This is a genomic window from Enterobacter sp. BIDMC 29, assembly GCF_019378755.1.
In the GTDB taxonomy this organism is placed as follows: Bacteria; Pseudomonadota; Gammaproteobacteria; order Enterobacterales; family Enterobacteriaceae; genus Enterobacter; species Enterobacter ludwigii.
Genome location: NZ_CP080000.1, coordinates 57,649 through 72,736, shown reverse-complemented (window position 1 = coordinate 72,736; position 15,088 = coordinate 57,649). Strand labels below are relative to the sequence as shown.

Annotated in this window: 11 protein-coding genes; 4 read left to right on the top strand and 7 right to left on the bottom strand. The window is 56.0% G+C overall.

What is annotated here, in order from left to right:
• Nucleotides 1–52: 52 nt before the first annotated feature.
• Nucleotides 53–2,827 carry an autotransporter outer membrane beta-barrel domain-containing protein gene (locus tag JTA15_RS00320; protein ID WP_219372723.1) on the bottom strand — a complete coding sequence of 925 codons (2,775 nt, stop codon included), beginning with the start codon at nt 2,825–2,827 and terminating at the stop codon, nt 53–55.
• A 450-nt stretch (nt 2,828–3,277) separates the two neighbouring features.
• Between JTA15_RS00320 and hemB the strand changes: the two genes are divergently transcribed.
• Nucleotides 3,278–4,252: a porphobilinogen synthase gene (hemB, locus tag JTA15_RS00315; protein ID WP_020885251.1), complete on the top strand. Its 975-nt coding sequence runs from the start codon at nt 3,278–3,280 to the stop codon at nt 4,250–4,252.
• A 132-nt stretch (nt 4,253–4,384) separates the two neighbouring features.
• The gene (locus tag JTA15_RS00310; protein ID WP_020885252.1) at nt 4,385–6,085 is read left to right on the top strand and encodes a lysophospholipid acyltransferase family protein; all 1,701 of its coding nucleotides are present in this window, start codon (nt 4,385–4,387) and stop codon (nt 6,083–6,085) included.
• 44 nt (nt 6,086–6,129) lie between these two features.
• On the opposite strand, the gene tauD is transcribed toward JTA15_RS00310, so the two are convergent.
• The 6 genes from tauD to mmuP form a co-directional block, all read right to left on the bottom strand.
• Nucleotides 6,130–6,981: a taurine dioxygenase gene (gene tauD / locus JTA15_RS00305; protein ID WP_040016774.1), complete on the bottom strand. Its 852-nt coding sequence runs from the start codon at nt 6,979–6,981 to the stop codon at nt 6,130–6,132.
• Entirely contained in the window at nt 6,978–7,805 is an 828-nt protein-coding gene (tauC, locus tag JTA15_RS00300; protein ID WP_044858284.1) for a taurine ABC transporter permease TauC, read from the bottom strand. The genes tauD and tauC overlap by 4 nt, the downstream gene beginning before the upstream one ends.
• The gene (gene tauB / locus JTA15_RS00295; protein ID WP_047355624.1) at nt 7,802–8,569 is read right to left on the bottom strand and encodes a taurine ABC transporter ATP-binding subunit; all 768 of its coding nucleotides are present in this window, start codon (nt 8,567–8,569) and stop codon (nt 7,802–7,804) included. The genes tauC and tauB overlap by 4 nt, the downstream gene beginning before the upstream one ends.
• Before the next feature lie 10 nt (nt 8,570–8,579).
• A complete protein-coding gene (gene tauA / locus JTA15_RS00290) occupies nt 8,580–9,542 on the bottom strand; it encodes a taurine ABC transporter substrate-binding protein (protein WP_219372722.1) in 963 nt (320 codons plus the stop codon).
• Nucleotides 9,543–9,738: 196 nt separating this feature from the next.
• Nucleotides 9,739–10,671: a homocysteine S-methyltransferase gene (gene mmuM, locus JTA15_RS00285; RefSeq protein WP_047355623.1), complete on the bottom strand. Its 933-nt coding sequence runs from the start codon at nt 10,669–10,671 to the stop codon at nt 9,739–9,741.
• Nucleotides 10,658–12,058, bottom strand: a complete 1,401-nt coding sequence (gene mmuP / locus JTA15_RS00280) for an S-methylmethionine permease (protein WP_025205021.1) — start codon at nt 12,056–12,058, stop codon at nt 10,658–10,660. The genes mmuM and mmuP overlap by 14 nt, the downstream gene beginning before the upstream one ends.
• A 336-nt stretch (nt 12,059–12,394) precedes the next feature.
• On the opposite strand from mmuP, the gene JTA15_RS00275 reads away from it, so the two are divergent.
• Together JTA15_RS00275 and JTA15_RS00270 are read left to right on the top strand one after the other, a co-directional pair.
• Complete coding sequence (locus JTA15_RS00275; protein ID WP_020885256.1) at nt 12,395–13,504, top strand: AI-2E family transporter; 1,110 nt, start codon at nt 12,395–12,397, stop codon at nt 13,502–13,504.
• A 120-nt stretch (nt 13,505–13,624) separates the two neighbouring features.
• Nucleotides 13,625–15,088: diguanylate cyclase (locus JTA15_RS00270; RefSeq protein WP_219372721.1), on the top strand; the 1,464-nt coding region annotated here is incomplete at its 3' end.

Sequence of the window (15,088 nt, the reverse complement as noted above, 5' to 3'; positions counted from 1 at the left end):
TTTTTTATTGTCATCTATAAAAAAGCGGGGGCTTATCCCCCGCTTTTATTTATTACCAGGTATATTTCACACCCAGATTTGCGCCCCAGTTCTGGTCAACGTCACCGCCGCCCAGATAAGTGGCATCAGTGTAAGCACTGAAGTTCTTCGTAAAACTAAACTGGGTACCCAGACCAACCCGCACTGCGGAGCCTTTCACGCCATTATCAATGCTGTCACCGTTAACATCGGCATCGTTACCAGCGTCGTCATAGACATAAGCGAGTTTGAAGTAAGGCGTAAGTGCCTGGTCACCGCCGTAGTTAAAGGTGTAACCGGCATCCACACCCGCTTCGTAACGCAGGCTGTCATAGGATTGACTATCCATGCGCATGTCGTTGCTGAGGCGATAGTCATCACCGGACTGGAACAGACCCGACACGGCTGCGTATGGCGTCACATAACCAGAGAGGTTTGGTTTCCAGTCATAGCCCAGTTTCAACCCAAAACCAACGGCATCGGTGGTGGTGTTACCGTCAACATACTGACCATTGCTCATGGTCGCGGAAAGATCGTTGTTGAATCGGGTGTAGCTCAGGGAACTGTCGATGAACAGATCGTTCGCAAATTTCGCGGACGCGTACATCATTGCCGTCTGGCTGTCCTGATCCACCTGACCGGTACGATCGCTGATATCGCCTTTGGCGAAACCTGCCGCGCCACCGACGATCCACTTCGCATTATTACCGTCAATCAGGGTATCCAGACCAACCATGATACCGCTCACGTCCTGATCGTAGCTGATAACGCCATTATCGCCGTCGAAGTTGCCGCCAACGTAGCTTACCCATGCCCCGCCGTTATCCGCCAGGCCGTGACGGCTGTTGGTCAGACGCGCACTAACTGCATCCTGCTGCAGATTCCAGATGTTGGTGTTGGCAGACGGGATGCTCAGCGCCATGTTGGCATAATCGGTCAGCGCTTGCTGTTGCAGAACAACAGTGTCGCCTTTCTGCTGCGCCTGATAAGTATATGCCCCTAAATCGGCTTTATTTGCCGCAGTGAAGCTGGCGCGGGTCTCCGTGTTGTTGTCATAAACACGGATAATCTCCTGACCATTATAGTCAGCAACAGAGCCGGCGCCGGTGGCGTTGTCGATACGCACGGCGTAATTCCCTGCCACGTCACCATTCACGGCCAGATGGCCGTCAGCGTTAAGTGCCACAACGCCGTAGTCGTAATCGGCTTTGCTCATATCATTGGTGATATAGCGGGCGTTGTTCAGATCGCTGTTCAACACGTAATCACGGCTGGCCACGTTCAGCACGCCGCCATCCGTTAACACCATATTGTGCGTATCCACCTGACCGAGGCCGAGAGACAGCTCCGCACCGTTGTCCACGGTAATGGTATTGGCATACAGTTCCGCGGTTTCCTCTGTCAGGGCCGCACGGCTGTCGCTGTCCAGATAGAGGCTGTCGGTTGCCACGGCACCCTTGTCACCGATGTTCAGAGATGAAGCATTGGACAGGGTGATGGAATCAGCCAGCAGGCCCGAGTTTTCAACATTGACCTGCGAATGATTATTCACCGTCAGCGTGTCGATGTTAGAGAGCTTACGGGTATCCCACTCAGAGCCGTTATCCAGCGTGACGTTGAACAGACCGCTCTGATAGACCGCTTCACCCGCGACATGTCCATTATTGTCGAACGTGGAATCCGGCCAGATGCTATCTGGAGAGAGGGTGCGCCAGTCAACGTCACTGTAGCCCAGGCCATACATCTGCGCGGTGCCGATGGCCTCAACGCTGGACTGCGCTGCGCCGACCCATTTGCTGCCATTGGTCAGCGTGACGTCCAGCTTATCGGTGTCATCCCAGCCGTTGGTGGTTGGGTTGTATATACCGTCAGCCGTCGTATCGGTTGCCGGATCGCCGTTCGGGTAGAAGTTGTTATCGAAGGTACTGGAAAACAGGATATCGCCGGTGATCGTGGAGTGATCAAACGTGGCGGTGGTCTGCATCGCGTTGTCAGACGCACTGGCAGCAACAATCAGTGCCGCGTCGTCAGCCGCAGTGGCATTGGTTTCACCATAATCGCTCGGCTTCGCGGTTTGACCATAGAACCCACTGGTGCCCAGGTCACTGTATGCGCCAGAGGTCAGCACCGAGTCTTTCACCAGCAGCGTGTCGGTAAAGACATTGCTGCTGTTCGCCACACCTTCCACCCCGTCATACGGGGTATTATCACGTTCCTGATACCCCTGAGTCAGGGTAATGCCGGCGATGTGAGAGTTATTCTGAATAACAATATCCGATTCCACATCCAGGGTAATTGCATTGCCCAGCGCATAGGTGTCCAGATAGTGCGTTTCCGTATTTTCCCCGTTCACAACGTCATACGCATAATGCTCGTAAGTATCATTGATCGTGGAGTTATCGACGGTCAGGCTAAAACGGTCGTATTGAGAATGGGTTGTGCCGTCCGTATCCACGCCATCAGCACATGACGCGGTCATGCATTCTGAAGTGATCATGCCATTAATGGTGCTGTTGGAAATGCTCAGCGCATTCGCCCGCCCATTGATACCATCATCCAAATAATAGGTTGATATAACACCATTCACGGTGGATTTATTAATCACCGGATAAATATCACCATCGTGCGTCGCATCAGAGTAATCCCAGTCAGCGTAACCATAATACCAGGGTGCAGCTGCCGTATTATCATATCCGAAGGTATTATATGTCGTACCAGAAATATCCTTCGCATTGGCCTGAGAAGCGATAGCCAGGGTGCAGGCTAATGCAAGTTGTGATACAACCAGTTTCTTTTTCCATGTTTGCATTGGGTCATCCCTCCTCAGGGACGTAAGCAAGTTTGTCCATCTAACGATTTTGCAATACTTAATTGCGGAGGGAATTATGCATTTTCAATCTGAAAAGGTTCAATGAATCATTCCATTAAGTCCGCATTCAGACAAACAACATGAAAATAATGCAGCGGCGATACAATGCCATCAATAATCATTATAAAACAGGCAGTTAAAACACCCTCTTATAAAGATAAAAAATATAATAAAAATAAATAGATTATTTTCAATGATATATTTACTTCATCATAGAAATAAAACCAATATTTCGAGAACAATTAACGCCAGTGGAAGGGTGTATATTATCGTTCGCGTAACACGTTGGCATCGGGATTTCCCCCTCGACAAAATGCCCACTTTGGTAAAACACCTTCTTTCACTTTGAGTTACACTAACCCTCTTTGTTCCACAAACCTCAGGCATACCATGACCGATTTAATTGCTCGTCCCCGTCGCCTGCGCAAGTCACCCGCACTACGCGCTATGTTTGAAGAGACAACACTGACCTTAAACGATCTGGTGTTGCCGATTTTTGTTGAAGAAGAGATTGACGACTACAAGGCCATCGAAGCCATGCCTGGCGTGATGCGCATTCCTGAAAAGCATCTGGCGCGTGAAATCGAACGTATCGCCAATGCAGGGATCCGCTCGGTGATGACCTTCGGCATCTCCCATCATACTGACGCCACCGGCAGCGATGCCTGGAAAGAGGACGGTCTGGTCGCCCGTATGTCGCGCATTTGCAAAGAGACCGTGCCGGAAATGGTCGTGATGTCCGACACCTGTTTCTGCGAATATACCTCTCACGGCCACTGCGGCGTGCTGTGCGATCACGGTGTGGATAACGATGCTACCCTGCTGAATCTTGGTAAGCAGGCGGTGGTTGCTGCCGCTGCGGGTGCTGATTTCATCGCGCCATCGGCTGCGATGGACGGGCAGGTGCAGGCTATCCGCCAGGCGCTGGATGCTGCCGGTTTTACCGACACGGCCATCATGTCCTACTCCACCAAATTTGCCTCCTCTTTCTACGGCCCGTTCCGTGAAGCAGCCGGTACGGCGCTGAAAGGCGATCGTAAAACGTATCAGATGAACCCGCTCAACCGTCGGGAAGCTATCCGTGAATCCCTGCTCGATGAAGCCCAGGGCGCAGACGCCCTGATGGTGAAACCGGCGGGAGCCTATCTCGACATCCTGCGTGATATTCGCGAACGCACCTCGCTGCCGCTGGGCGCGTACCAGGTCAGCGGCGAGTACGCGATGATCAAATTCGCCGCCATGGCGGGTGCGATCGATGAAGAGAAAGTGATCCTGGAAAGCCTGGGTGCGATCAAACGCGCGGGTGCGGATCTGATCTTCAGCTACTTTGCGCTGGATCTGGCTGAGAAGAAAATTCTGCGCTAAGGCGCAACGGTGCCGGGGGGCGGTTTCGCCTGACCCGGCCTGCTCTCCCTGCCTCACGAAACTTCACCAAACTGCAATACAACCGACATCTCCCCCTTCTACTGTCATCGCAAGACGGCAGGAGGAGTGATCATGTTTAGTCTCGATAGCGTTCTCGATGACCTTTGGCCTCAGGCGAGGCCGGCACCCTGGCAAAAAAGTCTGTTAAAAAGGCTGTTTTACGAAGAAGAATTCCAGCAATTTGCCGCAGCACACCGCCACCTGAAAGGACTGGATATGGTGGAGCAAGTTCTGGAGCACCTTGATATTCTCTGCACCGTTTCCGCCCGCGATCTCGAACAAATCCCCGAACATGGCCCTCTGGTTATCATTGCCAACCACCCGACAGGTACTCTGGACGGGCTGGCGCTGATGTACGCCGTCTCGCGCGTGCGACGCGATGTCAAAGTCGTGACCAACCGGATGCTGACCCACCTGGAGCCGCTAAGCTCGCTGTTTATCCCGGTCGATAATATGGGCGGCAGGACGGCAAAAACGTCGCTGGTACAGATGGAACAACATCTGCAAAACGCGGGCGTGCTGATCTTCTTCCCGGCGGGTGAAGTTTCCCGGCCGACGCGAAAAGGCATTCGCGATAAAAAATGGCACTCGGGATTTATCAAACTCGCCACCAAACTGCGCGCCCCGCTGCTGCCGGTACATATTCAGGCGCACAACAGCCTCCTCTTTTATGCCAGCACGCTGGTATCGCCGACGTTATCCATGCTGCTGCTGATGCAGCAGATGTTCCGCCGTCGCCATAGCCAGCTGCCGATTACAATCGGTCAGCAGATTGCCTGGAGTGACTGGTATAGCGCCACCCTTTCGTCGCGTGAGATGGCCGAAAAGTGCCGTCAGCACGTGATACGTCTTGGCAAGGGAGTGCCTGGCGTCTTTAAAACCCAGTGCGCCATTGCCCGTCCGGAAGACCGGGCTACGCTAAAACGCGAGCTGGCGCAGGCTGAATGTCTGGGCAAAACCGGCGATGGAAAATCCATCTATCTCTGGCAGCGTAACGGCCAGGAAGAGGCGCCACTGCTACGCGAACTGGGCCGCCTGCGTGAGATTGCGTTTCGCGCGGTGGAAGAAGGGAGCGGTAAGCGCCGGGACACTGACAGCTACGATGATGACTATCTGCATCTGATCTTATGGGACGATGAGGATCTGGAGATTGTCGGTGCGTATCGCTTTATGCCCACCGCCAGACAAGTGGAGCGTCGGGGGCCGGAAGGACTGTACAGCTACAGCCTGTTCCACTACGACGACAAAATGCAGGATGTGCTGGAGCACGGCATTGAGCTCGGGCGCAGCTTTATTCAGCCGCGCTACTGGGGACGCCGCGGTCTGGACTATCTGTGGTCAGGCATTGGTGCCTATCTGGCGCGTTATCCCCACTACCGCTATCTGTTTGGTCCGGTCTCGATATCCGGCGGCTTACCGCCTGCTGCGCGGGATCTGCTGGTGGCGTTTTACCGCCTCTGGTTCCCGGCAAGCCATCCGCTCGCGGCGTCACGCCAGCCCTACCCGGCATCGCTTCCTGACGTGCTGGCGCAGTTTGGCGGCGTGGATTATGTCGACGATCTGACGAAGCTAAAATCCCTGCTCGGCAATCTGGGCTGCGGCATTCCGCCGCTCTACAAGCAGTATTCCGAGCTGTGCGAACCGGGTGGTGTACAGTTTATTGATTTTGGGAGCGACCCGGCATTCAATAACTGCGTTGACGGCCTGGTGCTGGTGGATTTGTGTTATCTGAAGGCGAACCGCTATCAGCGCTATATTGAGGCGCATTTGTAACCCTGCTTTCCCCTCTCCCGTCGGGAGAGGGTCAGGTGAAGGCATCAGCCCGCACGGTAAAACGGTTTATCCCCTAAAATCGTCGCCCGCTGCATAATCCGACGCTGCGGCAGATAATCCGCGTTCGCATAGTGTTGCGTCACGCGATTGTCCCAGATCGCCAGATCGTTCTCCTGCCAGCGCCAGCGCACCTGAAATTCCGGCCTGGTGATATGGGCAAACAGGAAGCTTAGCAGCGCATCGCTCTCTTTTTCCGTCACGTCTACGATCCGCGTCGTAAAGCCTTCGTTCACAAATAACGCCTGCTTACCGGTCACCGGGTGCGTACGCACCACCGGATGCAGCAGCGGCGGATGTTTCGCGACCGCGTCCTGCCAGCGCAGATGTTCCTCTTCGCTTTTCCGGTACTTGTACTCCTGGAAGGATTTTTTGAAGTCATGTTCGGCCCGCAACCCGCTCAGCAGCGTCTGGAACGGTACGGACAGCGCCTCGAAGGCGGCGATACCGCTGGCCCACAGCGTATCTCCACCGGTGTCCGGCAACAGCTTCGCCGCCAGTATCGCCCCGGCAGGTGGCGTTTCGATAAACGTCACGTCGGTGTGCCAGTTGTCGTTGTCCGGCGGATTATCGTTATGGGTATCCAGCACGATGATCTCCTCCACGCCTTCCGCATGGGGATAGACCGGGTGAATATGCAGATCGCCGAAGCGCAGGGCCAGCGCACGCTGCTGCTGCGGGGTGATCGCCTGTTCGCGCAGGAACACCACCTGATGGCGCAGCACCGCGTGGTACAACTGCTCGAACTGGTTATCGCTCAGTGGACGGGTCACGTCCAGGCCGGAGACCTGCGCACCAATGTATGGCCCCAGCGGGGTGATGGTCAGACGTTCACTCATTGTATTTCTCCATGCCAGGGCGTCAGACGTCGCTGTAGCGCGCGCAGCCCCAGTTCTAATCCAAAGGCGATCACGGCGATCACCGCGATCCCTGCCAGCACGACGTCAGTCGCCAGAAACTCTCCCGCCGACTGCACCATAAACCCTAATCCGCGCGTGGCGGCGATCAGCTCAGCCGCCACCAGCGTTGACCAGCCCACCCCGAGACCAATGCGCAACCCGGTTAAAATCTCCGGCAGCGCGCCCGGTAAAATCACAAACAGCAGCACCTGAAGACGGCTGGCACCCAGCGACTGCGCCGCGCGGATCCGCACCTGCTGCGCACTCTTCACCCCAGCCAGTGCCGACATAGCAACCGGGGCAAAAATCGCCAGATAAATCAGCAAAATTTTCGAGGTTTCCCCGATGCCAAACCAGATCACCATCAGCGGCAGATAGGCCAGCGGTGGGACCGGACGGTATAGCTCAATCAACGGATCGAGAATGCCGCGCACCGTCGGGCTCAGCCCCATCGCGATACCCACCGGGATGCCAATCACTACCGCCGCCAGCAGCGCCACCAGAATACGCGCCAGACTGGCACCTAAATGCTGCCAGAGCGTGGCATCCATAAAACCCTGCGGCCCGGCGATGGTGATGAGTTTCGCCAGCACCTGTCCCGGTGGCGGAAGGAACAACGGGCTAATCCACTGTTGCGCTGCCACCGCCCACCAGACCGCGAGCAATACCAGCAACGTGCCCGCACTCAGCGTGATCTGGCGAGAGAACGGCCAGCGTAACGCGAGACGAGGACGGCGCGTTTTTTCACTGAAGACAATGCTCATGAGAATGCCTCCCGTTGTTCAAATACGCGGCTTAAAACATATTCGCGCTGTTCAATAAACAGCGGATCGGATTTGATACTGCGGACCGGTTCACCGGCCACATAGCGACGGGCAAAGCTGAGCGGCAACCGCTCCAGCACACGACCCGGCCCCGGCGAAAGCAACACCAGTTCGGTCGCCATAAACACCGCCTCTTCGATATCGTGGGTGATCAGCAGTACCTGCTTGCCCGTTTCGTGCCACAGGCGCAAAAGCAGCGTTTGCATCTGCTCACGGGTGAAGGCGTCCAGCGCACCAAACGGCTCATCCAGCAGCAACAGCTGTGGGTTTGCCGCCAGCGCGCGGGCAATCCCGACCCGCTGACGCTGGCCACCGGAAAGCTGCCAGATAAAACGTTTTTCAGCGCCCTCCAGCCCCACCTTTTTTAGCATCTCACGCGCGGTCGCCAGCCGTTGTTCACGGTGAATCCCCGCAAGCTGCAGGCCGAAGGCGACGTTTTCCTGCACGTTGCGCCACGGAAGCAGCCCTTCACTCTGAAAGACCACACCGCGCTCTGCACCCGGGCCCTCGACCCGTTTCCCTTCCAGCTGGATGGAGCCCTGCTGATACGGTACAAACCCGGCGATCAGATTCAGCAGCGTGGTTTTGCCGCACCCGGACGGACCCAGCACGACCAGCAATTCACCGCTGTCCAGCGTCAGGTTGATCTCCTCCAGCACAGGTTTACCGCCGTAATCAGCAGACAGATTTGTAATATTCAGCATCGTTTCCCCCTTATTTCACAAAGCGATCGGTCACGTACTGGCTGTAATCTGTCGCCACCGCAGGCACTTTGCCCTGCTCTTTCAGAAACGTAGCGGTATCGACAATCGCTTTATTGACCGGCCCATTGAGCTGCTGGACCTGTTGTGCAGGCGTGAGATAGGTATTGCCTTTCACCAGCCCCGGCACGTCCGCTTCCGGAACGCCGCTCAGGCGCGACAGTTTTTCCAGATTGCCCGTCTCTTTCAGCCACGCATCGGGGTTGCTGAGATAAGGCTGTTGGGCGTCAATGGCGCTTTTAGCAAACGCCTTCACCACGTCAGGGTGTTTCTCCGCGAAGTCTTTACGCACGACCCACACGTCGAGCGTCGGTGCGCCCCACTGCCCCACCTGTTCGGAATCGGTCAGCACGGTGCCGTCTTTTTCCAGCTCATTCACGGCAGGTGCCCAGACGTAAGCGCCGTCGATATCCCCACGCTGCCAGGCGGCAATAATTGCGGGTGGCTGCAGGTTGATGATCTGCACCTGGCCCGGCTTGATGCCCCAGTGTTTGAGCGCCGCCAGCAGGCTGTAATGGGTGGTGGAGATAAACGGCACGGCGATGCGCTTGCCAATCAGATCTTCCGGCCGGGTGATGTTTTTCTTCACGACCAGGGCTTCAGAGTTCCCGAGCTGTGACGCCAGCAGGAAAACCTCAACAGGCACCTGCTGGCTGGCAGCCACCGCCAGCGGACTGGAACCGATATTGCCAATCTGCACATCGCCGGACGCTAATGCGCGCACGACGGCCGCCCCGCTGTCGAATTTACGCCAGTCCACCTTCGCGCCGCTTTCTTTGGCGAAGGTGTTATTCGCCTGCGCAACTTTTGCCGGTTCCGCAGAGGTTTGATACGCGACGGTAACGTCTACCGCCTGTGCCTGAAATGCCCACAGCGCCAGCGCGCCGAGAAGTGTAATTCGCGATGAAATTGCCATTGTGACTGCTCCCCTTGTTGTTATGAGGGCAGTATTTCCGGCGCAGGAATTTTGATAAAGGAATAAAAAAGAATCGTTAATTCCGATTCGTTTTTAGAAAAAAAGTGGCAAAGGTTAGTGAATTTTGTGAGGTTTATTCTGGCTCCCTCTCCCGACGGGAGAGGGATGAGGTGAATGCATCAGACGACACACGGCATCAGCGCTGCGCCTTTAGCTCTGCAATGTCTTTCGGCGTGGTCCGGCAACATCCCCCAATCAACTTCGCCCCGGCCGCCAGCCATTGGGGTAAATAGCCCGCCAGCGTTTCGCAGGCTTCGCCATGGTGATGCCAGGTTTTGGTCACGGCGTCATAATGCTCCCCCGAATTCGGGTAGACCACCAGCGGCAGTGCGGTAAGGCTGTGAAGATGTTTCAGTGCCGCGGTGGTATTTTCCAGCGCGATACAGTTGATCCCCAGCGCCACAATTTGCGGATAGCGTTCCAGCGCAGAAATCACATCGCGCAGCGGCGTGCCGTCGCTGAGGTGCTCGCTGTCACGCAGGGTAAACGAGAACCATCCCCGGGCCCGGGGATACTCGGCCAGAAGCGCCGCCAGCGCCTTGATTTCAGCAAAGGATGGCAGCGTTTCACAGGCCAGCAGATCTGCCCCGGCATCCAGCAGCGCTTCCACGCGCGGGCGATGGAAATCGGTAAACGCTTCTGCGCTTCGCACGTAGTCACCGCGATACTCAGAACCATCCGCCAGGTATGCACCATACGGCCCAACCGATCCCGCGACCAGCAGCGTGCCTGCATGAGGGTTTTCCGCGAGATACGCTTCGCGCGCCTTACGCGCCAGCTCCACGCTTTTGCCAATCAGCGCACGGGATTGCGCCTCATCCAGGCCTCGTGCGGCAAACCCCGCAGGCGTGGCCTGATAGCTGGCGGTGATCGCCACCTGCGCTCCCGCCCGGTAGTAGTCCAGATGAACGTCGCGGATAAGATCCGGGTTTTCAACCAGCACTTTGGCAGACCACAGGCTGTCTGCAAGATTACAACCGCGCGCTTCCAGTTCCGTCGCCATCGCGCCATCCAGCACCACAAATGGCTGTTTTTCAAGGATGGCGGTAAGCGGATTATTCTGCGACATGTTCAGGCTCCTGCGATGTCATGTTTCGGGTCAGGTAGTAGGCACCATAACACAGGGCAACAAACGGAAGCCCGCAATAAAGGGCAATACGCTGACTCGGGTCAAACGCCAGACCAACACAGGCCACCACGCAGAGGATAAAGCCAAGCACCGGCACCAGCGGATACCACGGCGCGCGATACTGCAGAGCGGAAAGCGGCTGACCAGACTGAAGATGGCGACGACGGAAGACAAAATGCGACGCGCAGATGCTGATCCAGACCGCCACCACAGCAAAGCCTGAGATGGCGGACAGTGCGACAAACACCGTGTCCGGTGCCACCACGCTTGAGAACAGCGCCAGTACGCCGCCAAGCATTGAAACAGAAATCGCCGTCATGGGTACGCCGTTTTTATTAACGCGCGCAAAGCAACGCGGCAGCGTTTTTTCATTCGAGAGCGACCAGAGCATGCGGCCAGAAGCGTACAGGCCCGAGTTCGCCGCCGACAGGATGGCCGTCAGGATCACGAAGTTAAAAATATCAGCCGCGTACGGAATACCGACCTTTTCGAACACCAGTACAAACGGACTTTTTTCCACGCCCGCCTGATGCATCGGGATCAGCGCGGCCAGCACAAACACGGTACCAATAAAGAAGATGATCAGCCGGGCAATGGTGGTGCGAATGGCAACCGGAATCACCTTGTGCGGATTTTCCGTCTCACCCGCCGCGATACCGATAAGCTCTGTCCCGGAGAAGGCGAAGTTCACCGCGACCATGGTCATCAGGATGGGCAGGCCGCCGTGCGGGAACCAGCCTTCGGCGGTAAGGTTGGTTAAGCCCGGCGCGGGAGAACCGTCCTGCATCGGGATAAAGCCAAACACCGCAGCGCCGCCAAGAATAATAAAGGCAATAATGGTGATGACTTTCACCAGCGAGAACCAGAACTCGCCTTCGGCAAAGAAGCGCGTGGAGATGACGTTAAGGCCGAAGATCACCACGCAGAACACCACGCACCACGTCCAGACGGGCACCTGCGGGAACCAGTACTGCATACAGAACCCGGCGGCGGTAAAGCTCGACCCGAGCGCCACCGTCCAGGTAAGCCAGTAAAGCCACGCCACGGTATAGCCTGTTGCCGGGCCAAGATAGCGGGCGGCATAGACGTGAAACGCGCCGGTTTCCGGCATCGCAACGGAAAGTTCGCCCAGACACTGCATCACCAGCCAGACCACCAGCGCGCCAATCAGGTACGCCAGCAGCGTTCCCGCGGCCCCGGTCGTTGAAATGATATAACCAGTATTGAAAAATAGCCCTGTCCCAATGACCCCACCCAGCGAGAGCATAATCAGGTGGCGTGTTTTCATGGTGCGCTTAAGCTGCCCATTTTCTTGTTGTGTTTGCATATCACCTTCTATACGTATGGACATCTAAACATCCAAAGAAGGTGTGTTATACCGCGATTGTTAAGAAAAAGCTAGATGACCAGACGTAATCGGGCGCGCCGCGCGCTGAGTCTGGGGTGGGTTGTGAGGATCACATACAGGAACGGACGCCAGGCCATAAGCACCTCCGCAAGCAGATACTTACAGCATGGCGCGGACCCTGGCGTTCTTCGGTCAGTCGAAAGTGGTATCCGTAAGGAGCGGGTTCATGCGCGGGATTTTACAGCGGCGCAATTCTTGGTAAATCCCTCAATCAGTTCTATAGTCGACACAGTTTCATCGTTACAGGATCAACTGATGCGCTTTAACGGACTGACCAAAGGTTTCTTTATCTTCATACTCGCCCTTGTCACCTGGGCTTTCTTCGACGTGCTCTCCCCCTACTTCTCCGCGATTTTATGGGCCGCCATTCTTACCGTTATCTTTAACCCGGTAAAAAACAAGCTGCGCGCGGCGATGGGCGATCGCAACGGACTGGCTTCGCTGTTAACCATCGGCATTATCTGCCTCATCGTCTTTATCCCGTTGATGGTGATCTTTTCATCGCTCGCCATTGAACTGAACGTGGTGTACACCAAGCTGCAAGCGAACAATACCCAATTCCCGGAAGTGGTGGCGAGCATCTTTAACCACCTGCCAGGCTGGGCCAGCGGCTTCCTTGCGGATCACAATCTGACGAACGCGGCGCAAATCCAGAAAAAACTCTCCGATGTAGCACTGCAGGGCGGACAGTATCTGGCCGGCAGCGCGTTTCTGATTGGTAAAGGGACGTTTGGCTTTGCGATCAGCTTCGGCATCATGCTTTATCTGCTGTTCTTCCTGCTGAAAGATGGTCCGTATCTGGTACGCCAGATCCTTGATTCGCTTCCTCTGTCTGATTTTGCCAAACAGCATCTGTTCGCCAAATTCGTCGGCGTCTCGCGGGCAACGGTAAAAGGTACGGCGGTAGTGGCGGTGGTTCAGGGCACGCTCGGCGGGATTGCATTTGCCATCGCTGGCATTGACGGTAGCGTACTCTGGGGCGCGCTGATGGCGTTCCTTTCGCTGGTTCCGGCCGTCGGCTCGGCCATTGTCTGGGTGCCGGCCGCCATCTTCCTGTTCGCCACGCATCAGCTCTGGCAGGGTCTCTTTATCGTTGGCTTCTTCGTCATCATTGTCGGGCTGGTGGACAATATCCTGCGTCCATTGCTGGTGGGGAAAGACACCAAAATGCCGGACTACCTGATCCTCATCTCAACCCTTGGCGGGATGGAGCTGTACGGCATTAATGGCTTTGTGATTGGGCCGCTGATCGCCGCGCTGTTCATCGCCTGCTGGAACCTGTTCTCCGGTCGCGATCACGCGGGTAACGCCGAAGAGCTGGATGCGGATTTCATCGAGGAAGGAAAAAACCCTCCAGATTTGTGATGATATGACGATAAAGACCACACCAGGCGGCACTGTGCCGCCTTTTTTTTCGCCTTAAATCAAACGTTTTCTATAATTTGAAAGAACGCCATCCTTCTCATGTCGTAAAAGGATCCACAGGTGCGAATCGCAACGATAACTAACTGGGCCTATGGTGCCACGGTCTGCCTGACCCTTGTCTCAGGCATCATCATGCTGATGGCATCCAATGCCGACACCGTGGAACGTCATGCCGTGGAACAGCGGCAGCGCTTTGATGAGCTGACGGAGGATATTGAAACCGACGCCTGGGCGCAGTCCGATTTAGCCCGCCTGTACGTAATAAAAAAAGATCCGCAAACCCTCAGACAATACAGCCAGTCAGAGAACAACCTGAAAAATGTCGAGCTGAGGCTGGATAAACTGCGCGATAACGGCGCGTCCGATGAGGAGCTGTCCCTGCTGCGGGAAGGTCTCAAGATTATTGATGCGCTACAGGATGAACAGCAGACGGCCCTCACCAGTACAGAGCGGGGAGAAGATGCTCAGGCCATTGCCCTGCTTTATGGTGCCCCCTATGAGCAGGCACTGGAACGCGCGCAAAACCAGATTGATCACTTTCGCCAGATCCTCGACAAGCGGGTGATTGCGTCCGTGCAGGATGCCACCAAAAAATCGAAAGCGCTGCGTACGGCCTCTGAACTGATGGTTGGCCTGACCGCCCTGCTGTTTCTGTTTGTCCTGGGCTTTATCCTGAAACGCCGAGTGCTGCGCCCCGTGGTGCGTCTCAGCGACGTGGTACACCGTCTGGCGTCGCAGGATTACGCCGTCGAAACGCCGAATTTTAATCAGATTGATGAGATTGGCGATATGGCGCAGGCGATCCGTATTTTTCGTGAAAACGGCCTTGCCCGGCAACGGCTGGAAAAAGAGCGCGACGCCGACTGGGCTGTCCGCGAACTGCTGGCCCGCATGACGCAGCGGCTGCAAGGGTGTGAGAACTTTACCGATGTTATCAACGTGGCGGAGCTGTTTGCCCCCAATATCGCCCCGGGGGTCCCTGGCCGGCTCTATGTCCTTGACCGCGATCCCTGGCAGATGCGCTGCGTTGCCCAGTGGCTCTCCCCCACGGGAGAGGAGATGACGTTTCATCCTGACGAATGCTGGGCAGTAAGGCGTGGTCAGAGCCATCCCCCGTTCAGCGGTAAGCCGGATATCGCTTGCTATCATCTGCCAGAATCACTGGCGTATCGTTCGCTGTGCGTGCCGCTCATTGCCCAGGGCGAGGCCATTGGTCTGCTCTCATTCCAGAATATCACCGCGGAAAATGCCCCTGCCCGTGCTTATCTCGAACTGATGGCCGAAGCGCTCGGTCTGGCGCTGGCAAACCAGCGGCTACGCGATGCGTTGCTGGAAAAAGCATTGTTCGACCCGCTGACCGGCTTGCGTAATCGCCATCATCTGGAAGATACGCTTCATACCCAAATGACACAGGCCATTCGTAACGGCGAACCGCTGAGTTGCATGATGATCGATATCGATCACTTCAAGAGCATTAATGACCGGTTTGGCCATGAAGCGGGTGATCAGGTTATTAAAAGCGTA